Here is a 22,947-nt window from a genome sequence, read left to right as displayed (position 1 = left end):
GCCAGCCTGGCCCAAGCTGCACAGAGCCTCTGGAGGGATTCGCCATGCGCCTGCCCATTGCCCTGCTCCTGCTGCTCAGCCTGCCGGCCCTGGCCGACGAGTCGGTGCCCGAACCCACGGCCGAGTCGGCCGCGATGCCGGTCCAGGTGCCGCCCCTGCCCGCCGCCGTCCCGCTGGCGCCCATGACCCTGCCAACGCCGATCGACTACGGCGTGCTCACCGTGTCCCGCGAGCGCCTGGAAGTCTCCACGCCCTGCGAGATCGGCCTGTACCTGCAGGGCAACCTGACCGCGCGCCTGTATCAGGGCCAGTCGATCACCCTCAACCTGCCGCCGGGCGAGGTGCTGGTGCGCCTCGGCCAGCTCGGCGGCGGCGACTGCCAGCCGCGCTTCGAACAGCTGCGCCACCAGACCCTACGGGTCACTGCCGGCGAGGTGAGCAAGTACCGCATCGCCATGGACTCCCTAGGCCTGCAGCTGATTCCGGCGCCACTCAACTACTGATGCCTGGTTCGGCAATGCGGCGGGCGGCGATGCGACAAACCGGCGCTTGACCTTGACCCAAGGTCAAGGTTGATTCTAGGGGCGAATTCCTTGGAGTCGCCCCATGACCACCCTGCAGACTTTCGACCTTCCCATCCGTGGCATGACCTGCGCCAGTTGCGCCGGTCGCGTCGAGCGTGCCCTGGCCCAGGTGCCGGAGGTGCAACAGAGCCAGGTCAACCTGGCCAGTGAGCGGGCACGGATCACCGCGCCGCGCGAACGCCTCGGCGAACTGCTGGCCGCCGTCGAGCACGCCGGCTATTCGGTGCCGCGGCAGAGCCTGGAACTGCAACTCGGCGGCATGACCTGCGCCAGCTGCGCCGGGCGCATCGAGCGGGCCCTGGGTAAGGTACCGGGCGTCAGCGACGTCAGCGTCAACCTGGCCAGCGAACGCGCCCGCGTCGAACTGCTGGAAGGCACGGACGTGGCCGCGTTGATCGCCGCGGTGGAGCAGGCCGGCTATTCGGCAGCCCTGCTCAGCGAGTCGGCCAGAGTCGATCCGCAGGCCGCCCTGCGGCGCGAACGCTGGGCGGTGATAGCCGCCCTGCTGCTGGCCGCCCCCCTGCTGGTGCCGATGTTCGCCGAATGGGCCGGGCTGCACTGGATGCTGCCCGCCTGGGCCCAGTTCGCCCTGGCCACGCCGGTGCAGTTCATCCTCGGCGCGCGCTTCTATGCCGCCGCCTGGAAGGCCGTGCGCGCCGGCAGCGGCAACATGGATCTGCTGGTGACCCTAGGCACCAGCGCCGGCTATGGCTTGAGCCTCTACCTGTGGGCCACCGCCGGGCATCACGCGCCGCATCTGTATTTCGAGGCCTCGGCCGTGGTCATCGCCCTGGTGCTGCTCGGCAAGTACTTGGAGAGCCGCGCCAAGCGCCAGACCAGCGCCGCCATTCGCGCACTCGAAGCCCTGCGCCCGGAGCGCGCCACCCGCCTGGTCGATGGTCGCGAAGAGGACGTGGCGATCACCGCCCTGCGCCTGGGCGACCGTATCGTGGTGCGCCCCGGCGAACGCTTCCCGGTGGATGGCGAAGTGCTCGAGGGCCACAGCCAGGCCGACGAGGCGCTGATCAGCGGCGAGAGCCTGCCCGTGGCCAAGGTGCCGGGCGACACCGTCACCGGTGGCGCCATCAATGGCGAGGGCCGCCTGCTGGTGCGCACCACTGCACTCGGTGGTGAAACGGTGCTGGCGCGGATCATCCGCCTGGTGGAGGACGCCCAGGCGGCCAAGGCGCCGATCCAGAAACTGGTGGACCGGGTCAGCGCCGTGTTCGTCCCGGTCGTGCTGCTGATCGCCCTCGCCACCCTCGGCGGTTGGCTGCTGGTCGGCGCAGTCGTGGAACAGGCGCTGATCAATGCGGTGGCGGTACTGGTGATCGCCTGCCCCTGCGCCCTCGGTCTGGCCACCCCGGCGGCGATCATGGCCGGCACCGGCGTGGCCGCTCGCCACGGCATCCTGATCAAGGATGCCGAAGCCCTGGAGCTGGCCCACAAGGTCACGGTGGTGGCGTTCGACAAGACCGGCACCCTCACCTCCGGGCAACCGCGCATCGTCCACCTGGCCACGGCGGGCATCGCGAACAACGAGCTGCTGCGTCTGGCCGGCGCCCTGCAACAGGGCAGCGAACATCCGCTGGCGCATGCCGTGCTGCAGGCAGCCGCGGAACAGGGCATCGCCCTGCCAGCGCTATCCACCAGCCAGGCCCTGGCGGGTCGAGGTATTCGTGGCGTGGTCGAAGGACGCGCGCTGGCCCTGGGCAACCAGCGCCTGTTCGACGAACTGGGCCTGAGCAGCGAACTGCAGCGCCAGGCCAGCGACTGGGAGGCCGAAGGCCGCACCCTGTCCTGGCTGATCGAGCAGAGCGAACCGCCCAGAGTGCTGGGGCTGCTGGCCTTCGGCGACAGCCTCAAGGAGGGAGCCGCCGAAGCCATCGCCGCGCTGCGTGAACGCCATATCGAGAGTCATCTGATCAGCGGCGACAATGCCGGCAGCGCCGGCGCCGTGGGCCGCGTGCTGGGCATCGACCGGGTGCATGCCCAGGTGCTGCCGGCAGACAAGGCCGCCCATGTCGCCGAGCTGAAAAGCAGCGGCGCAGTGGTGGCCATGGTCGGCGACGGCATCAACGACGCCCCTGCCCTGGCCGCGGCGGACGTCGGCATCGCCATGGCCGGCGGCACCGATGTGGCCATGCATGCCGCCGGCATCACCTTGATGCGCGGCGACCCACGCCTGGTACCGGCGGCGCTGGCCATCAGCCGACGCACCTGGAGCAAGATCCAGCAGAACCTGTTCTGGGCCTTCGTCTACAACCTGGTGGGCATCCCGCTGGCGGCCTTCGGCCTGCTCAACCCCATGCTGGCCGGCGCCGCCATGGCCCTGTCCAGCGTCAGCGTGGTGAGCAATGCCCTGCTGCTCAACACCTGGAAACCCGAACTGGAGAAACGCCCATGAACATCGGCCAGGCAGCCAGACAGAGCGGGCTCAGCGCCAAGATGATCCGCTATTACGAGTCCATCGGCCTGCTCAAGCCAGCCGGCCGCTCGGACAGCGGCTACCGCCTGTACGGCGCCCAGGACCTGCATGTGCTGGCCTTCATCAAGCGCTCCCGCGACCTCGGTTTTTCCCTGGAGGAGGTCGGCAAGCTGCTGACCCTGTGGCAGGACCGCGAGCGCGCCAGCGCCGACGTCAAGGCCCTGGCCCTGGCCCATGTCGACGAACTGAACCGCAAGATCGCCGAACTGACCGCCCTGCGCGACACCCTGGGTGAGCTGGTACAGCACTGCCAGGGCGATCATCGGCCGGATTGCCCGATATTGCGGGATTTGGAGTCGGGAACTGCGGCCACCGCGCAGGGCTGCGACGCAAAGCCCAGGCAGTGCGCCAGGTGACAAACCGCCAGAATGCAGAACGCCGGCCCTCGGGGCCGGCGTTCCGTTTGCGCGTGGCGAGAATCACCTCGCAGCGGTAGCGCCTTAGAAGCTGTACTTCGCCGACGCGGTGAGGCTGCGCGGAGCACCGTAGGTCAGTGCGCCGTAGGCATCGAAGATGTCGAAGTATTTCTCGTTGGTCACGTTGTTGGCGTTCAGCTGAGCCGAGAGATTCTCGGTGATCTGGTAGCGCGCCATCAGGTTGACCAGGGCATAGGCGTCCTGCTCGATCTTCTCGCGGTTGCCGGCCGGGTTGGTGGCGTAGGTGTAGATGGCGTCCTGCCAGTTCACGCCGCCACCGATGGTCAGCTTGTCACCGAGGATGCCCGGCACGCGGTAGGTGGTGAAGGTACGCAGCAGCTTGGTCGGGTAGAGCGTGTTGGCGTCATGGCCTTCCTCATCCTCGACGCGGAACTGGGTGTAGCCGGCAGACACATTCCAACCGGCCGCCAGTTCACCAGAGACCTCCAGCTCGAAACCTTTGCTCTCGACATCGGCCGCTTCGTAGATGTTCTCGAAGGTGCCCGGGAAGCGGTCGCCGGTGGCTACGCCAAGGTTGTTCTGCTTGATGCCGAATACGGCGGCCGATGCGTTGAGGCGGCCACCGAACCACTCGCCCTTCAGACCCAGCTCCGAGCTGTCGCCGATGATCGGGTCGAGCTGCTGGCCGCTGGCATCGCGCCTGGCCTGTGGCAGGAAAATATTGGTGTAACTGGCATAGGCCGACAGGTTCTGCGTCAGGTCGTACACCACACCGGCATATGGAGTTACTTCACGGTCCTCCAGACGGCTCTCGGTGCCCGACTCTTCACCATTCTTCTCATAGTCGGTCTGGCGTGCACCCAGGATCACCTTGAGGTCATCCGTCACGTTCAGACGGGTCGCCGCATAGGCACCGCGCTGCTCGAGTTTCGACGAACCATAGTCGCTGCGTGCGCCCCAGACCGGCTCGGGGAAGTCGCCATTGTAGTCGTCGAAGTTCGGGATGCCGCCCATGCCGGTCAGGGCCGGAATCTGATCGGCGTCGAAGTCCTGATCACTGTGGATATAGCCGAAGGCCAGGTCATGATCTCGCCCCAACAGGGCGAACGGGCCGCTGAAGCGGAGGCTGTAGTCGTCCTGGGTGGTCTCGGTCTTGTAGGTCGCAGGGAACGAGTACATGCCGCTGGAACCATTCCTGCCGGGGTTGCCGGAGAGGTACAGCAGGGCGGAGTCGGCCTTGCGTTCGCCACGGTTGTAGCTGAGGTTAACCTGCCAGTCGTTGGCGAAGGTATGGTCCAGGTTGACGAAGTAAGTCTCGTAGGTGCTGTCCCACTTGCTCCAATCAGCAGAGGTGGTCTTGGAACGGCTCCAGTGGGTGCGACTGCCATCGGCATACCAGACCGGCAGACCACCCCACATGGGCGAGTCGGTCTCATTTTCCTGGCGGCTCAGGCCGAACCACAGGGTGGTGTCGGGGGTCAGGTCGATGTCCATGGTGCCGTAATAGGTCTGGCGCTGGTTCGAATTCATGTCGATCCAGCTATCGCCTTGGTTGGTCTCGCCGACCAGGCGGGCGCGCACGGTACCCTCCTCGTTCAGCGCCATGGATACGTCGCCCAGGGTGCCGTAGGTGTCCCAGGTACCTGCGCTGGCTTCCACCGAGCCCTTCAGCTCAGTGCTGCTGGCGCGTTTGCGCACCATGTTGAGGGACGCGGAAGGATCGCCGGCACCGGTCATCAGGCCATTGGCGCCGCGCACCACTTCGACGCGGTCGTACATGGCCAGGCTGCCGAAGATCTCGCCCGAGCTCCACGGCTGTTCCCAGATGGTGGGGACGCCGTCGATCATCAGCGAGTTGAGTTCGAAGCCACGGGCGTTGATCTGGCCACGGCTGGTCTCGTAGCGGTTCAGCGAGATACCGGTGGTGTTGTTGACCACGTCGGTGATGGTCTGCAGGTCTTGGTCTTCCATGCGCTGCTGGGTGACCACGGTGACCGACTGCGGGGTTTCACGCAGGGACATTTTCAGTGGCGTGGCAGTATTCGCGGAGCCGGTGGTATAGGACTGAGTACCCTCGGTGACGTCGTCGAGCTCGCTGTCGGCCTCCCCAGTAATAGAGACAGCATCCAGGGTAACAGCCTCTTCGGCCTTGGCCTGCTCTGCATAGACAGGCATTGCAGCAACGACGGTGCCGGCTGCCAGCATGTGCACTGCCAGGGCCAGCGGACGCAGGGCCATGGACGAGCGCACAACAGCGGCGTCTTGGTGACGCGGGGTAGTCAGGGACATGGAGATACTTCCGAGCTGTTTATAATAGTGTTGGTGATAATAATTATCATCATAAACAGATCCCTATTGTTGCGAAAGAGTTGCAAATGAGATTTCGCTCTGCTAATGGCAAACGGCCACGCTGCCTGCTTGGCTCAAGGCGGAAAGCTGCCTGATTCGCTGCCCTAGACAGCTACGAGGTCGGAGCGGGATGTCAATGGGCTGCCCTGCCCTCAACGCTTCGATATTTCATCTGCAATTTCGGGGCATGAAAAAAGGGAGCCGAGGCTCCCTTTTTCGTACGGCCTGGAATCAGGCTTGCGATTGCAGATAGTTCTGCAGGCCCACGCGACCGATCAGGCCTAGCTGTTGCTCCAGCCAGTAGGCGTGGTCTTCTTCGGTGTCGTTGAGCTGCAGCACCAGGATGTCGCGGCTCATGTAGTCGCCGTGCTTCTCGCACAGCTCGATGCCCTTGGCCAGGGCCTCGCGCACTTCATATTCCAGGGCCAGATCGCTCTTCAGCATGTCCGGCACGGTGGCACCGGGGTGAATCGCCTTGGGTGTCATGTCCGGCGTGGCTTCGAGGAACAGGATGCGCTGCAGCAGGGCGTCGGCGTGCTCGGTCTCCTCCTGCATCTCGTGGTTGATCCGCTCATAGAGCTTCTCGAAGCCCCAGTCCTGGTACATCCGCGAATGGAGGAAATACTGATCGCGCGCAGCCAGCTCGCCACGCAGCAGATCCTTCAGATAATCGACGACTTCGGTCGCGCCTTGCATGACTCGTTTCCTTGCTAAAAAAAGATCGCTCAGGTAGGCAGCTTCGACCCTGGGCGCACAATGGTCAAGCAACAAAACGCCGCTCTCGGCGGAGCGATTCGCATTAGCGCAAAGCCGCGTGGCTACTGGGCTGCAGTGAATTCAAGCGTTAACGAAAATCACTGTGGATAAGCCACTCACACCGTCTCTCTCCGGCATCAGGATTGCGCCCCGCGCGGAGCGCAATCCTGCCCACAAACTTCAGACGAACATGCCGCCGGACACTTCCACCCGCTGCGCGTTGACCCAGCCAGCATCCTCCGACAGCAGCATGCCGATGGCGTTGCCGATATCGTCCGGCAGGCCGACCCGGCCCAGCGCGGTCTGCCCGGCGATGACGGCGTTGAGTTCGCGGTTGTCGCGTACCACGCCGCCACCGAAGTCGGTCTCGATGGCACCGGGGGCGATGGTGTTGGCGCGAATGCCACGGCCGCCCAGCTCCTTGGCTAGGTAGCGGGTCAGTACCTCGATGCCCCCTTTCATCGCCGCGTAGGCGGCATAGCCAGGCAGGGAGAAGCGTGCCAGCCCGCTGGAGACATTGAGGATGCGCCCGCCGTCGGCCAGCAGCGGCAGCAACCGCTGCGTAAGGAAGAAGGTGCCCTTGAGGTGGATGCTCATCAACTGATCGAACTGCTCCTCGCTGGTCTCGGCGAAGGGCACATGGATGCCGATGCCGGCGTTGTTCACCAGCGCATCGAAACTGTCGCGCTGCCAGGTAGTGCTGAGCGCCAGGCGCACCCGCTCGGCGAAGTCGGCAAAGCTGGCGCTGCGGCCCACGTCCAGTTGCAGGGCTACAGCCTGGCGGCCCATGGCACGAATCTCGGCCACCACGGCCTCCGCTTCGGTCTGGTTGCTGTGGTAGGTGAGTATCAGGTCGTGGCCATGGCGGGCCAGGTGCAGGGCGGCGTTCTTGCCCAGGCCGCGGCTGGCGCCGGTGATGAGAGTGATCTTGCTCAATGCTGCGTACCTCGTCGAAGGAAGTGGCGGACGAGGCACAGACTATTGATCGACGATAAGCGGATAAATCAGCTATCCATGATTAGACTGTCTACAAATCGATAACAGTGAGCCGCCATGGATCGCCTCAACGCAATGCTCGCCTTCGTGCGGGTTGCCGAGCTGGCCAGCTTTACCCGCGCCGCCGAGAGCCTCGGCCAGCCCAAGGCCAGCATCTCGCTGCAGGTACAGCAGTTGGAGAACCAGCTCGGCGCCCGCCTGCTGCACCGCACGACCAGACGCGTGCAGCTGACCCAGGACGGCCAGGCCTGCTATGAGCGTTGCAAGGATCTGCTGGCCGACGCCGACGAGATCGCCGCGATGTTCCAGCTCGACGCCGGTCAGCTGCGCGGTCGCCTGCGGGTCGACATGGGCCAGGCCCTGGCTCGCGATCTGGTGCTGCCGCACCTGCCCGCCTTCCTCGCCGAGCACCCTCACCTGGAGCTGGAACTGAGCTGCACCGACCACCAGGTCGACCTGATCCGCGAGGGCTTCGACTGCGTAGTGCGCATCGGCAGCCTGGTGGACGCCGCGCTGATCGCCCGCCCGCTGGGCCTGATGGAGCAGATCAACTGCGCCAGCCCGGACTACCTACAACGCTTCGGCAGGCCGCGTAGCCTCGCCGAGCTGGCCGCGCATCGCCTGGTGCATTACGTGCCGACGCTAGGCATCAAGCCGATCGGCTGGGAGTTCGTCGAGCAGGGCGAAACGCGATTTCTCGAGATGCCCGGCGCGCTGACGGTGAACAGCACCGACGCCTACACCCAGGCCTGTCTGGCCGGGCTCGGCATCATCCAGGTGCCCTTGGCCGGCATTCGCGGGCACCTGGCCGCGGGCCGGCTGGTGGAGATACTGCCCGAGTACTGCGCCGCGCCCATGCCGGTGTCGCTGCTGTACCCGCACCGGCGCAACCTGTCGAAGCGCGTGCAGGTGTTCATGGACTGGCTCAGCCGGCTGGTACGCGACTACCTCGACGGAACAGATCGGCCGGCAGCACATTGATCGCCAGGCCGCCGAACACCAGGGCGCAAGCCAGCCAACCGAGCGGCGTGAGCGCCTCGCCCAGCAGCAGCCAGCCCGCCAAGAGACCCGAAACCGGCACCGCCAGAGCGAAGGGTGTGACCTGGCTGGCCGGATAGCGGCGCAGCAGGAAACTCCAGATGGCGAAGCCCACGGTGGTGGCCAGGAAGGCGATGTACAGCAGGGCGCCGACGCCGCGCCAGCTCAGGTCGCTCAGCGCCGCGCCCATCGCCTGCGGCCCCTCGAACAGCCAGGACAGCCCCAGCAGCGGCAGCACCGGCACCAGGCTGACCCAGCAGATCAGCCGCAGCATGTCGCTGGCACCCGAGCGCTTGGTGGCGATATTGGAGAAGGCCCAGGCCAGCGCGGCGACGACCACCAGCACGAAGCCCAGCAGGCTGTCGCCCAGGGGCCGCTGCAGGCCGATCAGCACCAGACCGCCGGCCGCCAGAACCAACCCGGCCAGGGCGCGAATGCTGGGCCGCTCGCCCAGCACCAGCGCGGCGATCAGCACGGTGAAGAACACCTGGCTCTGCAGCACCAGCGAAGACAGGCCCGCCGGCATGCCCAGGTGCATGCCGACGAACAGCAGGCCGAACTTGATCACCCCGAGCAGCACGCCGATCTGCACGATGCGCCACCAGGGCGCCGGCAGTGGGCCACGCAGGAACAGCAGCGGCAGCGCCGCCAGGGCGAAGCGCAGGGCGCAGAACAGCAGCGGCGGGAAGTCCTGCAGGCCGACCTTGATGACGACGAAGTTGACGCCCCAGATCAGGGTGACCAGCAGGGCCAGGAGGATGTGCGGCAGCGGCATGAGCGAAGCTCCGGAATGTCTGCCGCCACCCTATCAGCGCGGCAGCGCAGCCGCCCGATACAGTTACCTGCTTTCGCGACCAGACAGGTCGCGCGTCACTGAATCCACGGCGGCGGTGGCGGCTCGTCGCGCGGCGCGTCCTCGGCATTGCGGGCGGCCTCGCGGCGCGCCTGTTCGGCCAGGGCGGCCTTGATCTCGCGCATCACCGCGCCGACGTCCGCCTCTTCCTCCGGCTCGACGAACTGGCCGGTGAGCTGGCTCTCCGGCGTCAGCTTGCCGTCCTCGTAGAGCGCCCACATCTCCTTGGCGTAGCGGGTATCGAGCAGTTCCGGAGCGAACTGGCCGAAGTACTCGGCCATGTTGCGCACGTCGCGCTCGAGCATGCTGAAGGCGTGGTTGTTGGCCGCCGCGTCTACCGCCTGGGGCAGGTCGATGATCACCGGACCGAGCGGATCGAGCAGCACGTTGAATTCCGAGAGGTCGCCGTGGACCAGGCCGGCGCAGAGCATCTTGACGATCTCGCCGATCATGAAGGCATGGAACTCGCGGGCGTCCTCGGGCAGCAGGTCGACGTCGTTGAGACGCGGCGCGGCATCGCCGTAGCCGTCGTCGACCATCTCCATCAGCAGCACGCCGTCCTGGTAGTCGTAGGGCTTGGGCACCCGCACGCCGGCGTTGGCCAGGCGGAACAGCGCCGACACTTCGGCGTTCTGCCAGGCCTCCTCCTGCTCCTTGCGCCCGTACTTGCTGCCCTTGGCCATGGCCCGGGCATCACGGCTGTTGCGCGTCTTGCGTCCCTCCTGGTACTCGGCGGCCTGGCGGAAGCCGCGCTTGTTGGCCTCCTTGTAGACCTTGGCGCAGCGCAGCTCGCCGGCGCAACGCACTACATAGACCGAGGCTTCCTTACCGCTCATCAGCGGGCGCACCACCTCGTCGATCAGACCATCTTCGAGCAAGGGCTCCAGGCGTTTCGGGGTTTTCATCGAACTGATCGGGCCTCCACGGGAAACAATCCCGCCCTTATACGGCAATCCGTCGTCGCCGCCCAGTTAGTGACCGACCGACAGGGTCCGGCGCAGCGCCTCGATGGCGTAGCGCACCTTGGCCGGCTGGGCATCGCGGCGCGGAGTGACGATATGAATGCCGACCGGCGTCGGCTGCCATTCCGGCAGCAGCACCAGTAGCGCGCCGCTGGCCAGCTCGGCGCGGATCTCCGGCTCCGGCTGCAGCGACACGCCCATGCCCGCCAGGCAGAAATGGCGTACCGAGAGGATGTTGTTGCAGGCCACCCGGCTCTCGATGCGCAGACGCTGCTGGGCGCCATCGGGGCCGTGCAGGGTGAGCTGCTGGGCGCGCTCGTTCAGGCTCAGCCAATCCAGGCCGACCAGCTGCTCCGGTCCGAGCACCGCGCCGCAGCGCGCCAGGTAGGCCGGCGCCACGCACAGCAGCATGCGCCAGTCGGCGAGATGGCGCGCCACCAGGCTGGAGCCCTCCTGGGCGCCGACGCGGATGGCCAGGTCGATGCGCCGCTCGATCAGGTCGATCTGCTCGTCCTGGAAGAACAGCCGCAGGCTCAGGCCCGGATGGGCGCCGAGCAGCGGCGCCAGGGCATCGGTGATCAGCCGGCCGGAGAAGCCCACCGGCGCGGCGATGCGCAGCTCTCCCACCGGCGCATCGCGCAGTTCGGCCAGGCGCTGCTCGGCCTGCTCGGCCAGCGCCACGATCTGCCGGCAGCTCTGGTACAGCTGGGCGCCGGCCTCGGTCAGGGTCAGCTTGCGGGTAGTGCGGTGCAGCAGGCTGACCTGGGTGCTCTGCTCCAGCTTGCCGATCTGCTGGCTGACCGCAGAAGCGCTCATGCCCAGGGCCTCGGCGGCGGCCACCATGGAGCCCTTCTCCACCACCGTGGCGAACAGAGCCATGCGTTTCAGCTGCTCCATTATTAAGTCCTGCTTAATTATCCAAGGCATTTAAGCCGCTTTTTCCCGGATTTATCCAGCTGCGATTATTCACCCATCGCAACCCACCGAGGATCACCCCATGAAAATCGCCCTGATCGGCGCCACCGGCTATGTCGGCACCGCCCTGCTGGGAGAAGCCCTGAACCGCGGCCACCGGGTCACCGCCCTGGTCCGCCACCCGGAGAAGCTGGCGCAGCACGCCAACCTCGACGCACAGCAGGCCAACGTGCATGACGTGGCCGCCCTGGCCGAGCAACTGCGCGGCCACGACGTGGTGCTCAGCGCCTTCAACCCCGGCTGGGGCCTGGCCGATATCCGCGAGCAATTTATCGCCGGCTCCAAGGCAATCACCGCCGCGAGCAAGGCCGCCGGGGTCAACCGCCTGCTGGTGGTCGGCGGCGCCGGCAGCCTATACGTGGCGCCGGGGCAACAGCTGATCGACACGCCGAATTTCCCCGCCGAGTACAAGGAAGGTGCCGAAGGCGCGCGCCAGGCCCTGAACCTGCTGCGCGACGAGCAGGAACTGCAGTGGACCTTCCTCTCCCCTGCCGCCCTGCTGCAGCCGGGCCCGCGCACCGGCCAGTTCCGTATCGGCGGCGAGCAGCTGCTGATGGATGGCGACGCGCCGGCGCATATCTCGGTGGCCGACCTGGCCGTGGCCCTGCTGGATGAGGCCGAACAGCCGCAGCACATCCGCCAGCGCTTCACCGTCGCCTACTGAGCCACACCCGCCCTGCGCTCGCCAAAGGCGCAGGACGGCCTTATCCAGGAGATCGCATGAGTACCTTTACCGCCTCGGCCCACGTCGTCACCGACACCCCAGCACGCTATATCAGCCGCCTGTGCAAGCACTTCGCGCACAAGCTGCCGGTCAGCTTCGATGAACGGCAGGGACGCATCGAATTCGCCTTCGGCCTGAGCCTGCTGCAGGCCGATGCCCAGGGCCTGACCCTGCGCGTGGAAAGCGCCAGCAATGATGACCTGATCAAGCTGCAGGGCGTGGTGGCCAGCCACTTCGAGCGCTTCGCCTGGCAGGAGGAACTGAGCCTGGACTGGCGAAGCGGCGCCTGACAGCCAAACGTAGGGCGGGTGAAACCCGCGAACCTATGCCACGCGGGTTACACCCGCCCTACGACAGCGAGTTAGCCAGGGCAGAGGAAACTCAGCTCGGCGGCAGGGTCAGCTCGATGCTTTCCCCCAGCGACTCGTCCAGGCGCTGCAGCTCGCCATGGATGGCCGCTGCATCGTCGGCCAGGCGCTGGGCGATGGCGGCGAACTCCTGCTCGGCCTCGATAAAGGCCAGCACCACCGACGGATCGAAGCGCGTGCCGCTGGCGGCGCCGATGCGCTGCTGGGCCTCGGCATGGCTGACCGACTGGCGATACGGATGGTGGCTGGTCAGCTCCTCGTAGTCACCGACCAGTGCCATCAGGCGTGCGGCCAGGGGAATCTGCTCGCCGCGCAGGCCCTGCGGATAGCCGCTGCCATCCCAGTGCTCGTGCTGGCTGTAAACGATGTCGCGGGCGTCACGCAGGAAGTCCGGCACGCTGCCCAGTTTGGCCTCGGCCGCCAGCAACGCATCGCGCCCGGCCACTGCATGCCGGTGCAGCAGTTGCAGATCCTCGCCCTGCAGCGGCACCGGGCTGAGCAGGATGCGATCCGGCAGCACCAGCTTGCCGATGCCGTGCAGCAGCGCCGACTTGCCCAGCTGGGCGATGCGCTCGGCGCTCAGCTCGGCGGCCAGCGCCGGCTGCTGGTAGGCCAGCGCCTTGGCCAGGGCGACCATGTAGGGCTCGACCCGCGACAGGTGCTTGCCGTTGGGGTTGTCGCGCATCGCCGCCAGGCTGGCCATGGCCTCGATGGTCACTTCCTGCAGGCGCTGCATGTCGCGGGTGCGCCGGCGCACCTCCAGTTCCAGGTACTCGCTCTTGTCGCGCAGGAAGTCCGCGCTGGCCTTGAGCTGCAGCTGCGCGTGCACGCGGGCGAGGACGATCGGCGGGCTGATCGGCTTGGTGATGTAATCCACCGCGCCCAGGTCGAAGCCCTGCTGCTCGTCCGCCACCTCGGTCTTGGCGGTGAGGAACACCACCGGAATCTCCGCCGTGGCCGGGTTCATCTTGAGCAGGCGGCAGACCTCGTAGCCGTCCATCTCCGGCATCATGATGTCGAGCAGGATCAGGTCCGGCTGCTGGCTGCCGGCGGCGATGCGCAGGGCCTTGAGGCCGTTGTTGGCCACCTTGATGCGGTAGCTGTCGGCCAGCAGTTCGCTCATCAGCTCCAGGTTTTCCGGCGTGTCGTCCACCAGCAGTACCAGCGGCCGATCGGGCCGGTCGAGCATGTCCACCATCATCCTTCCCCTTAGAGAGCGATACCGCGTTGTTGCGCCACCTGGCGCAGCAGAGCCAGGGCCCGCTCGAAATCGAAGCCATGCACCGCCGCGGCCAGCGGACCGTATTCATCATTAAAGGCGTTGCGCAGCAGTTCGGCCTGTTCGTCAAAGAGTTTTCCGGCACGCGGATCGTCGTCCTCGAACAGGCGCTGCAGCTGATGGCACAGCGGCGCCAGCTGCTGAGGATCGGCGCTGCTCACCACGGCCGGTTGCAGCGCCCGAATGGCCGCCACCAGCGCCGCCAGGCTGCGCTCCAGTTCGCCGAGCTGGGCATCCAGCTCATCGTGGCGGGCATCCTTGATCGCACTCTCGATGGCCGCCGCCTGGGTCGCCAGGTCCAGCGCACCCAGGTTGCCGGCCAGGCCCTTGAGGCTATGGGCCTCGCGTTCCGCGCTCTCCTGCTCGCTGGCGGCCAGGGCCTGGCGCAGGCGCGTGGCGCAGTCGGCCTGGCTGGCGGCGAACTTGTCCAGCAGACGGCGGTACAGCTCCGGCTTGCCCAGCACGCGACGCAGGCCGTTGGCCAGGTCGACGCCCGGCAGCTGCCAGTCCGGCAGCCCCGCCTGGGCCACGGCCGCCGTCGGCTTTTCGCTGGCGCGCAGCCAGCGTCCCAGGGTGACCCACAACTCGCCGGGTTCGATCGGCTTGCCCAGGTGATCGTTCATCCCCGCCGCCAGGCAGCGCTCACGGTCGGCTGGCATGGCATTGGCGGTCATCGCCACGATCGGCAGCGTGGCGAAGCGCGGCTCGCGGCGCAGCGCCTGGGTGGTGGCGATACCGTCCAGCACCGGCATCTGCATGTCCATCAGCACCAGGGCGTAGTGACCGTCGGCGGCAGCCTGCAACATGTCGAGGGCGATCTGGCCGTGCTCGGCCTGGTCGATCTGCAGGCCGCTCTCCTGCAGCAGGCCGCAGGCCACCTCGCGGTTCAGCTCGTTGTCCTCCACCAGCAGCACGCGCTGGCCGCTGAAGTCCGGCACCACCTCGCCCACCGGCAGGCGCGCGAAGCCCTGGGCCATGCCCGCGCCGCCCAGGCTGCGGATCACCGCATCGAACAGCAGCGAAGGATTGAGCGGCTTGAGCAGCACGTCCTCGATGCCCGCGCGCTCGGCACCCAGCAGCACCTCCTCGCGGCCGAAGGCGGTCGCCATCAGCAGGTGCGGCGGCGGTTGCAGGCCCAGCTCGGCGACCTTGCGCGCCAGCTCCAGGCCGTCCATGCCGGGCATCTGCCAGTCCAGCAGGATCAGCTCGAAGGGCTCGCGGCGCAGCACAGCCTCCTGCACCCGCTGCAGGGCCAGCTTGCCGGAGTCCACCGCATCGACGCGGAAGCTCATGCTCTCGAGCATGCCGCTCAGCACCTGGCGCGCGCTGTGGTTGTCGTCCACCACCAGCACCCGGCGGCCGCGCAGGTCGGCCTGGGCCAAAAGCCGCGGGCCCTGCTCGCCGGCGATGCCCAGGGGCACCCGGCACCAGAACAGGCTGCCGCGGCCGACCTCGCTCTCCACCCCGACGTGTCCGCCCATGGCCTCGGCCAGGCTCTTGCAGATGGCCAGGCCGAGGCCGGTGCCGCCGTACTTGCGGGTGGTCGAGGTATCGGCCTGCTGGAACGACTCGAACAGACGACCGCGCTGCTCGGCGGTCAGGCCGATGCCGGTGTCGCGCACGCCCATATACAACAGCAGCGAGTCGGCACTGCGCTGCTCGGCGCGCAGGATCACCTCGACCTCGCCCTGCTCGGTGAACTTCACCGCGTTGTTGGCGTAGTTGATCAGGATCTGCCCCAGGCGCAGCGGGTCGCCGACCAGGTGCTGGGGCAGCTCGGGATCGAGGTTGAACACCAGCTCCAGGCCCTTGCCGCCGACCTTGTCGCCGATCAGCCCGGCGAGGTTCTCCAGCACCTGCTGCAGGTCGAAGTCGATGCGCTCGATGGTCAGCTTGCCGGCCTCGATCTTGGAGAAGTCGAGGATGTCGTTGATGATCCCCAAGAGGTGCTGGCCGGCCTGCTGGATCTTGCTCAGGTAGTCGCGCTGGCGCGGGTTGAGATCGGTCTTCATGGCCAGGTGCGACATGCCGATGATGGCATTCATCGGCGTGCGGATCTCATGGCTCATGTTGGCCAGGAAATCCGACTTCAGCCGCGCCGCCTCCTCGGCCAGCTCCTTGGCCTTGGCCAGTTCGGCCTCGGTCTGCTTGCGCACGGTGATGTCGCGGCTGACGCCGACCAGGCCGAGCAGCTTGCCCTGGTCGTCGCGGAAGGTGGTGCGCAGGGTGTCGAACACCACCTGGCGCCCATCAGGGTAGGTGACCTGGCCCTCGCTCTCGAACGGGTGCGGCCAGTTCATCGCCGTGCGGTCGTGCTCGGCGCGGGCCGCCGCCCAGGCCGGCGCCAGCAGCTCGGTGTCACGGCGGCCGACCACCTCGTCGTGGCTCTTGCCGAACAGCTCGGCGCAGGCCTGGTTGACGCCCATGTAGCGCCCCTTGGCATCCTTGAACCAGATTGGATCGGGAATCGCGTTGATCAGCGCCAGCAGCGTGCTGCGCTGGCGCTGGGCCTCGGCCTCGGCGCGCTGACGCTCGGTGATCTGCACCGCCAGGCGCCGATTCCACACCAGCACGAAGGCGATCAGCGCGACCAGGCCGAGCAGGTAGGGCCAACCCACCTGCAACAGGCGGCGCAGGTTGAAGGCGGTCAGCGGCGGCAGCCAGCGCTCCTTGATCGCCTCCTGCTCCGCGTCACTGAGGCTGGCCAGCGCCTTGTCCAGCAGGGCGATCAATTGCAGGTTGGTGCGGCGGGCGGCGAAGCGGAATTCACTGGTGGACAGACCGGTCTCGCCACGCAGCTCCAGGTTGGTCAGGTTGAGTTCGCGGATCAGGTAGCTGGCGACGATCATGTCGCCGACATAGGCATCGGCGCGTCCGGACGATACGGCACGCAGCGCCGCCTCGGTGTCGCGCACCTCGATGATACGCACGTCCGGCACCGCTTCGCGCAGGCCCTGCTGCAACACGTAACCGCGCTCGATGGCGACCTGCTTGCCGGCCAGGCCGCCGATGCGCTGCACATCCACCTCCTCGCGGGTGAAGATCAGGCTGCTGCTGACCAGGTAGGGCTTGCTGAACGCCATGGTCGTCTCGCGCTCCGGCGTGCGCGCCACCGAAGGCAGCAAATCGACGCGGTCGTCACGCAGGGCGGCTAACGCCGCGTTCCAGTCGTCCAGCAGCACCGGCTCCAGGCGCACGCCGAGGCGCTGGGCGAGCAGAGCCAGGTAATCACCGCTGAGCCCGCGATGGCGCCCCTGCTCGTCGATCACATCGAACGGCGGCCAGCCACTGCGCTCTATGCCCACCCGCAGCACCGGGTGCTCACGCAGCCAGGCATGATCGGCCTCGTCCAACTGCAGCGCGGCAGGCGCGGCCAGCGGCAACAGGCAGAGCAGGAGCAGGCAACAGAGACGCGGCATGGGGCGGTCCTTAGCGGGCGAATGCGCTCTCAGCATAGGCTTTGAAAGTCAGATGCGGATTGGCAGCGCCACCGCGCGGATCGACAATCGGCCCATACAGATTGAGCACTGCCACCGGGAGACCGCCATGCTCGACCAAGACCACTGCTGGCAGGCCGTGTGCGACCGTGACGCCGGCCAGGACGGGCGCTTCTTCTTCGCCGTGAAGAGCACCGGCATCTACTGCCGCCCCAGCTGCCCGGCGCGCCGGCCACGGCGCGACAACGTCAGCTTCCACAGCGATGCGGCCAGTGCCGAAGCCGCCGGTTTCCGCCCATGCAAGCGCTGCTCGCCGACCGGCAAGAGCAGCGCCGAGCAACTGGACGAGCTGGTGATCGCCGCCTGCCGCCTGCTGGAGAGCCGTGACACCCCACCGACCCTGGACTGGCTGGCGGCGCGCATCGGCCTGTCCGCTTCGCACCTGACCCGTGCCTTCAAGGCCCGCACCGGGCTGACCCCGCGCGCCTGGTACGACGTCCACCGCCGCCAGCGCCTGGAGGCCGCCCTGCCACAGGCCGGTTCGGTGCTGCAGGCGGCGCTGGACGCCGGCTACTCCGGCACCCGCGCGCTGTACGAGCAGTCCGCCGGCCTGAGCCCGGCGCAGCGCCGGCAGAAAGGTGCCGGTGAAGTGCTGCGCTACGCCATCGCCCTCTGCCCGCTCGGCCTGCTGTTGCTCGCGGCCAGCGACAAGGGCATCTGCGCCCTGCTGTTCGGCGACGACGAGGTGGCCCTGGAAACCGAGTTGCAGCAGCGCTTCGCCGCCGCCCAACTCAAGCGCGACCAGCGCGGCCTGCGTGACTGGCTGCGCGAGGCGGTGGCCCAGGTCGAGGAGCCGCGCCGCGCCGCCAGCCTGCCGCTGGACATGCGCGGCACCGCCTTCCAGCAACAGGTGTGGCAGGCCCTGCGCGGTATTCCGCCGGGACAGACCCGGCGCTACGGCGAGCTGGCCGAACAGCTCGGCAGCCATGCCCGCGCCGTGGCCCGCGCCTGCGCCAACAATCCACTGGGCCTGCTGGTGCCCTGCCACCGGGTGATCGGCACCAGCGGGGCCCTCACCGGTTACCGTTGGGGCGTACCGCGCAAGCAGGCGCTGCTGGACAAGGAAGGCGCCGTCATCGAGTAGCGGGCTTGCGGTGCTGCGCCTTCGGGCCGAAGCTATGCGGCCTGAAGGAGAGCCCATGGACATCGCCGAACTCACCCACCGCCTGCACGCCATTCGCGACCACAACGACTGGCGCCGTTTCCACAGCCCGAAGAACCTGGCCATGGCCGCCAGCGTGGAGATGGCCGAGCTGGTGGAAATCTTCCAGTGGCTCTCCGAGGATCAGGCTCGCCAGCTCCCGGCCGAGCAGCTGGAACACGCCGGCCAGGAGGTCGGCGACATCGTCCTCTATCTCCTGCTGCTGTGCGCCGAGCTGGGCATCGACATGGAGCAGGCGGTGCGCGCCAAGCTGGCCGACAGCGAGAGGCGCTTCCAATGACCGACCGCCACTTCGACGAGCTGGCGACCCGCTTCGCCGAGAAGATCTATGGCGGCGCCAAGGGCGCCATCCGCCTGGCCGTGCTGCAGGCCGACCTCAAGGAGGCGCTGCCGGAGCGCCCGCTGCGGGTGCTCGACGTCGGCGCCGGCCTCGGCCACATGAGCCTGTGGCTGGCCCAGCGCGGCCACAGCGTGACCCTGGCCGAACCGGCCGAGCCGATGCTCGAAGGCGCCCGCCAGCGCTTTGCCGAGGCCGGGGTGGAAGCGCAGTTCATCCAGGCGCCCTGGCAGGATCTGCTCGGCCAGCTCACCGAGCCCTACGACCTGGTGCTGTGCCACGCGGTGCTGGAGTGGCTGGCCGAGCCCCATGCCATCCTGCCGGTGCTGCACCAGCTGGTCGCGGCGCATGGCTGGCTGTCGCTGGCCTTCTACAACAAGGACGCGCTGGTCTACCGCAACCTGCTCAAGGGCCACTTCCGCAAGCTGCGCAAGGAGCGCTTCGCCGGCGAGGGGCAGAGCCTGACGCCCCAGAAGCCGCTCGATCCGCGCGAGCTGGCGGCGCAACTCGACGGCCACTGGCGGGTCGAAAGCCAGAGCGGCGTGCGGGTGTTCCACGACTACATGCCGAGCGAGTTCCAGGCCAAGGCCGAGCTGGCCGATCTGCTGGAGATGGAGCTGGCGCACCGCCGCCACCCGAGCTTCGCCGGCCTTGGTCGCTATCTGCACTGGGTCTGCCGGCCCTTGTAGGAGCGAGCTCTGCTCGCGAATGCTCGGAGTTGCCGGCTTCGCGAGCAGAGCTCGCTCCTACACTATCCCTGCGACCAAGCACGGAGACCTAAATGCGCGCCCCACTCCTTCTGCCACTGCTCCTGCTGCTCACCGCCTGCCAGAGCGACAACCCCTATGTCGCCGGCGGTAACCCGCTGCCGCCGGCACCGGCCAGTGCGGCCAATCATTTCGACCACAGCGCCTACCCGGCGCCGCAGCGCGACTACGGCCGCTACCGCGACTGGAGCTGGCGCCAGCAGCCGGCCGGCAGCGCCTGGGCCGATGGCGCCCTGGTGGCCGAGGCAATCGGCGGCGGCCTGGACCAGCGCGGCCTGCGCCCGGTACGCGCCGGCAAGGCGGCCGATCTGCAGGTGAGCGCCTACCTGAGCCTGGAGCGCCGCCAGTACCAGGTGCGCGACGACTACGGCAGCTATTACGGCCACGGCCCCTATGGCGACCACTACGGCATGTACGGCAGCGTGCCGCTGGTGCGCACCTACGAGGTAGAGGTGGCGGTGGTGCAGATCGAACTGTTCGACGGCGCCAGCGGCCAGCCGGTGTGGAACGGCAGCGCCGAGGCGCGCAGCGAGGGCAGCCAGAGCGAGCGCGCCGATGCCCTGCGCCGCGCCGTGGCAGACGCCCTCGGCGCCTACCCGCCGGAGTGATGCCGGGCTTGCCGTATGGCGCCACTTGGAGTTCGATAGAGGCTCTACCTCGGAGGTTTCGATCATGTCCCCGCGTCTGTTGCTGATACCGGCCCTGCTGCTTCTCGCGGCCTGCCAGAGCGCCCGCGTCGAGCGCGACTTCGATGCCAGTCGCGACTTCGCCGCCTACCGCAGTTGGAGCTGGCAGGAACCGGCCCTGCAGTACCGCCCGGACGATCCGCGGATCCAGAGCGACCTCACCGAGCAGCGCATCCGCAGCGCCGTCGGCGAGCAGCTCGACCAGCGCGGCCTGCGCCCGGCCCAGGCCGGTAGCGCCGGCGATCTCAAGGTGCAGGCCTGGCTGATCGTCGACGAGCGCCAGGACCAGGTCAGCACCAATTACGGTGGCTACTGGGGCGGCTACTGGGGAGGCGGCTGGGGCGGCCCGGCGTACACCGAGACCCGCACCGTGGACTACAAGGTGGCCACCATCCAGGTCGACCTGTTCGACGGCAAGGACGGCAAGCTGGTCTGGCGCGGCAGCGCCGAGCAGGTCATGCGCCAGTCGCCGCCGAACCCGAGCGAGCGTGAGGCGGCGATCCGCGCCACGGTGGCCCAGGTGCTGGCACAGTACCCGCCGCAATGAGCGACCCGCGGCTCAGCCATCGCCCAGCCATTGATGCCGACCTCGACCAGGTGGTGCGTTTCGTGCGCAACGCCGACGAGCTGTTCTTCGCTTATCCCCGCGCCCACTGGCCATTGACCCGCGAGCAGCTGGCGGCGGCCTGTGCCGAACGCCAGGGCTGCACCCTGGCGCTGCTCGATGGACAGCCGGCCGGCTTCGCCAATTTCTACCAGAGCCTGCCCGGCGAGTACTGCGCCCTGGGCAACCTGATGATCGCGCCCTGGGCGCGCAGCCAGGGCGTGGCCAGCTACCTGGTCGGCGCGATGGAGCAGCTCGCCCTACGCGACTTCGACGCCCGCGAACTCAAGGTCTCCTGCTTCAACGACAATGCCGCCGGCCTGCTGCTCTATGCACGCCTGGGCTATCGCCTGACTGGGCTGGAGCAACGCCAGCGCGGCGAGCAGCGGGTGGCGCTGCTGCAGTTCGTGAAGAGCCTGCGAAGCTGACCAGCAGGACAGCAAAGCGCATAATACCGGCCCCATTTCCTCCGGAGACCGCCATGCCCAACTGGTGGCTACTCGCCCTGCCCCTGCTCGCCGGCGCCGTGATGCCGCTGCAGGCCGGCATCAATGGCCAACTGGCCAAACACCTGTCCAGCGTCATGGCCGCCGCCCTGGTCTCGTTCCTGGTCGGCACCCTGGCGTTGCTGATCATCGTGCTGTCCCAGCGCGAGGTCGCCGGCCTGTCCGCCTTCAAGGGCCTGACCTGGTGGCACTGGAGCGGCGGCCTGCTCGGCGCCTTCTTCATCGCCACCGCGGCCTTCGCCGGGCCGCGCATCGGCGCCCTGCTGTTCATGGTGCTGGTGCTGGCCGGCCAGCTGGGCATGGCCCTGGTGCTCGACCACAACGGCTGGGTGGGCTTTCGCGAGGCGCCCATCACCGCGGGCAAGGCGGCCGGTCTGGCGCTGATCGTCGGCGGCATCTGGCTCATTCGCCGCGGTTGACGACGGAATGCTGGCACATTGCTTTCCTTGCCCCGGTGGCAACGCTATGCTGCTGATATGCCGAATTTGTGATCACAGCACATGGCCCCCGACGCGCAGTTCCCCCGCAGCAGCTCCTTCATCCTCCTTCGCGAAAGCCAGGACACCCGCGTTCGCACCCGCTTGGGCGGCATCTACTACCTGCTCGCCTGGATTCTGACCTGGAGCTTCAGCGCCGCGCCCGGCTCCATGCTGGTGCTCGGCCTCGCCGCCACCGCGTTCTTCGCCCTGATGATGATGCTGCGCTGGCTGCATCGCCTGCCCGCCCACGAGAACAACGAATGCCTGCGCCAGTGGATCGACCGCCACTGGGCGCTGATCCTGCTCACCAGCCTGGGCTGGGGCCTGGCCCACGCCTGGGCCCTGCTGCGCCCCGAGTTCGAGCCGTCGCGGCTGATCGCCACCCTCAGCACCGTGGCCTTCAGCACGGCCATGGCCTTCAACTTCTCCATGCGCAAGCGGCGCTGCGTGGTCGCCATCCTGCTGCTGTATGCGCCGGGCCTGGCCGTGCTGGCCTGGCAATGGCCCAGCCAGGAAGCCCTGGCGGTGACCCTGGCCTTCTACCTCAGCTACCTGCTGCTGGCGCTCAACCGCAGCCATCGTGAATACCACGCCACCCTGACCATGGAGCAGCAGCTGGTCGACCAGCGCGAACGCTACGAACAGCTCAGCCGCACCGACAGCCTGACCCAATTGGGCAACCGCCTGCAGTTCAACGGCCTATTCCCGGCCATGGTCGCCAACGCCCTTCGCCAGGGCACGCCGCTGTCGCTGGTGCTGCTGGATATCGACTTCTTCAAGCGCATCAACGACGAGTATGGCCACAGCAGCGGCGACGCCTGTCTCAGCGACTTCGCCGAGCGCATGCGCCAGGTGTTCCGCCGCGACAGCGACGCCCTGCTGCGCCTGGGTGGCGAGGAATTCGGCGTGCTGATGCCCGGCACCCCACTGAACGAGGCCTGCCAATTGGCCGAGCACTTCCGCGTCGAACTAGCCACCCGCGGCTTCGAGCTGCACGGCCAGCGCCTGCCGCTGACCACCAGCCTCGGTGTGGGCTGCCTGGACGCGAAGCTGGACGAGAGCGCCGAGGCCTTCTTCAAGCGCGTCGACGACGCCCTCTACCGCGCCAAGGCCGAGGGCCGCGATCGCCTGGCCCTGGCCGACTCCTGAAGTGGTTCGAC

General features: G+C 67.7%; 22 protein-coding genes. 14 read left to right on the top strand and 8 right to left on the bottom strand.

The features are described from left to right. Window positions 1–134: 134 nt before the first annotated feature. From FFS62_RS17695 to cueR, 3 genes are all read left to right on the top strand, one after another. A complete protein-coding gene (locus FFS62_RS17695) occupies window positions 135–503 on the top strand; it encodes a hypothetical protein (protein WP_137974484.1) in 369 nt (122 codons plus the stop codon). Between the two features lie 103 nt (window positions 504–606). Continuing rightward, window positions 607–2,991, top strand: a complete 2,385-nt coding sequence (locus tag FFS62_RS17690) for a heavy metal translocating P-type ATPase (protein ID WP_137974162.1) — start codon at window positions 607–609, stop codon at window positions 2,989–2,991. Then, window positions 2,988–3,428, top strand: coding sequence for a Cu(I)-responsive transcriptional regulator (gene cueR, locus FFS62_RS17685; RefSeq protein ID WP_137974161.1), 441 nt, complete (start codon window positions 2,988–2,990; stop codon window positions 3,426–3,428). Before FFS62_RS17690 ends, cueR begins: the two co-directional genes overlap by 4 nt. Window positions 3,429–3,512: 84 nt before the next feature. On the opposite strand, the gene FFS62_RS17680 is transcribed toward cueR, so the two are convergent. From FFS62_RS17680 to FFS62_RS17670, 3 genes are all read right to left on the bottom strand, one after another. Then, a complete protein-coding gene (locus tag FFS62_RS17680) occupies window positions 3,513–5,738 on the bottom strand; it encodes a TonB-dependent siderophore receptor (protein WP_137974160.1) in 2,226 nt (741 codons plus the stop codon). Between the two features lie 291 nt (window positions 5,739–6,029). Next, window positions 6,030–6,494 (bottom strand): bacterioferritin, encoded by a 465-nt coding sequence (gene bfr, locus FFS62_RS17675; RefSeq protein WP_137974159.1) that lies wholly within the window; start codon window positions 6,492–6,494, stop codon window positions 6,030–6,032. A gap of 240 nt (window positions 6,495–6,734) precedes the next feature. Further along, the gene (locus tag FFS62_RS17670) at window positions 6,735–7,490 is read right to left on the bottom strand and encodes an SDR family NAD(P)-dependent oxidoreductase (protein WP_137974158.1); all 756 of its coding nucleotides are present in this window, start codon (window positions 7,488–7,490) and stop codon (window positions 6,735–6,737) included. Window positions 7,491–7,607: 117 nt separating this feature from the next. Between FFS62_RS17670 and FFS62_RS17665 the strand changes: the two genes are divergently transcribed. Beyond that, window positions 7,608–8,531, top strand: a complete 924-nt coding sequence (locus FFS62_RS17665) for a LysR family transcriptional regulator (protein ID WP_137974157.1) — start codon at window positions 7,608–7,610, stop codon at window positions 8,529–8,531. Here the strand turns inward: FFS62_RS17665 and FFS62_RS17660 are convergent. The 3 genes from FFS62_RS17660 to FFS62_RS17650 all read right to left on the bottom strand — a co-directional run bounded on the left by FFS62_RS17660 (window position 8,476) and on the right by FFS62_RS17650 (window position 11,300). Continuing rightward, entirely contained in the window at window positions 8,476–9,363 is an 888-nt protein-coding gene (locus FFS62_RS17660) for an EamA family transporter (RefSeq protein ID WP_137974156.1), read from the bottom strand. The genes FFS62_RS17665 and FFS62_RS17660 overlap by 56 nt on opposite strands. A 95-nt stretch (window positions 9,364–9,458) precedes the next feature. Beyond that, entirely contained in the window at window positions 9,459–10,346 is an 888-nt protein-coding gene (locus FFS62_RS17655) for a PA4780 family RIO1-like protein kinase (protein ID WP_137974155.1), read from the bottom strand. A 66-nt stretch (window positions 10,347–10,412) separates the two neighbouring features. Continuing rightward, window positions 10,413–11,300: a LysR family transcriptional regulator gene (locus tag FFS62_RS17650; RefSeq protein WP_137974154.1), complete on the bottom strand. Its 888-nt coding sequence runs from the start codon at window positions 11,298–11,300 to the stop codon at window positions 10,413–10,415. Between the two features lie 100 nt (window positions 11,301–11,400). On the opposite strand from FFS62_RS17650, the gene FFS62_RS17645 reads away from it, so the two are divergent. Then, on the top strand, window positions 11,401–12,042 hold the full coding sequence (locus FFS62_RS17645) for an NAD(P)-dependent oxidoreductase (RefSeq protein WP_137974153.1): 642 nt from the start codon (window positions 11,401–11,403) through the stop codon (window positions 12,040–12,042). 56 nt (window positions 12,043–12,098) lie between these two features. Continuing rightward, window positions 12,099–12,392, top strand: a complete 294-nt coding sequence (locus FFS62_RS17640) for a DUF2218 domain-containing protein (RefSeq protein WP_137974152.1) — start codon at window positions 12,099–12,101, stop codon at window positions 12,390–12,392. Window positions 12,393–12,483: 91 nt separating this feature from the next. Here the strand turns inward: FFS62_RS17640 and FFS62_RS17635 are convergent, their stop codons facing one another. Both FFS62_RS17635 and FFS62_RS17630 read right to left on the bottom strand, forming a co-directional pair. After that, a complete protein-coding gene (locus FFS62_RS17635) occupies window positions 12,484–13,668 on the bottom strand; it encodes an HD domain-containing phosphohydrolase (protein WP_137974151.1) in 1,185 nt (394 codons plus the stop codon). A gap of 11 nt (window positions 13,669–13,679) precedes the next feature. Continuing rightward, entirely contained in the window at window positions 13,680–17,168 is a 3,489-nt protein-coding gene (locus FFS62_RS17630) for a response regulator (RefSeq protein WP_137974150.1), read from the bottom strand. 127 nt (window positions 17,169–17,295) lie between these two features. On the opposite strand from FFS62_RS17630, the gene ada reads away from it, so the two are divergent. From ada to FFS62_RS17590, 8 genes are all read left to right on the top strand, one after another. After that, window positions 17,296–18,330: a bifunctional DNA-binding transcriptional regulator/O6-methylguanine-DNA methyltransferase Ada gene (ada, locus tag FFS62_RS17625; protein ID WP_137974149.1), complete on the top strand. Its 1,035-nt coding sequence runs from the start codon at window positions 17,296–17,298 to the stop codon at window positions 18,328–18,330. Window positions 18,331–18,385: 55 nt separating this feature from the next. Beyond that, window positions 18,386–18,688, top strand: coding sequence for a nucleotide pyrophosphohydrolase (locus tag FFS62_RS17620; protein WP_137974148.1), 303 nt, complete (start codon window positions 18,386–18,388; stop codon window positions 18,686–18,688). Further along, entirely contained in the window at window positions 18,685–19,434 is a 750-nt protein-coding gene (locus FFS62_RS17615) for a methyltransferase domain-containing protein (protein ID WP_137974147.1), read from the top strand. Before FFS62_RS17620 ends, FFS62_RS17615 begins: the two co-directional genes overlap by 4 nt. Window positions 19,435–19,526: 92 nt before the next feature. Further along, complete coding sequence (locus FFS62_RS17610) at window positions 19,527–20,120, top strand: DUF4136 domain-containing protein (protein WP_137974146.1); 594 nt, start codon at window positions 19,527–19,529, stop codon at window positions 20,118–20,120. 64 nt (window positions 20,121–20,184) lie between these two features. Next, the gene (locus FFS62_RS17605; RefSeq protein WP_137974145.1) at window positions 20,185–20,745 is read left to right on the top strand and encodes a DUF4136 domain-containing protein; all 561 of its coding nucleotides are present in this window, start codon (window positions 20,185–20,187) and stop codon (window positions 20,743–20,745) included. After that, complete coding sequence (locus FFS62_RS17600) at window positions 20,742–21,230, top strand: GNAT family N-acetyltransferase (protein WP_137974144.1); 489 nt, start codon at window positions 20,742–20,744, stop codon at window positions 21,228–21,230. Before FFS62_RS17605 ends, FFS62_RS17600 begins: the two co-directional genes overlap by 4 nt. Window positions 21,231–21,283: 53 nt before the next feature. Next, entirely contained in the window at window positions 21,284–21,727 is a 444-nt protein-coding gene (locus FFS62_RS17595) for a DMT family transporter (protein WP_137974143.1), read from the top strand. A gap of 81 nt (window positions 21,728–21,808) precedes the next feature. Further along, window positions 21,809–22,936, top strand: a complete 1,128-nt coding sequence (locus FFS62_RS17590) for a GGDEF domain-containing protein (protein WP_137974142.1) — start codon at window positions 21,809–21,811, stop codon at window positions 22,934–22,936. Window positions 22,937–22,947: the final 11 nt, after the last annotated feature.

The organism is Pseudomonas sp. F(2018), from assembly GCF_005508865.1.
GTDB lineage: Bacteria > Pseudomonadota > Gammaproteobacteria > Pseudomonadales > Pseudomonadaceae > Aquipseudomonas.
The sequence above is the reverse complement of the archived record's forward strand: the minus strand, read 5'-3'. Positions and strand labels throughout refer to the sequence as shown.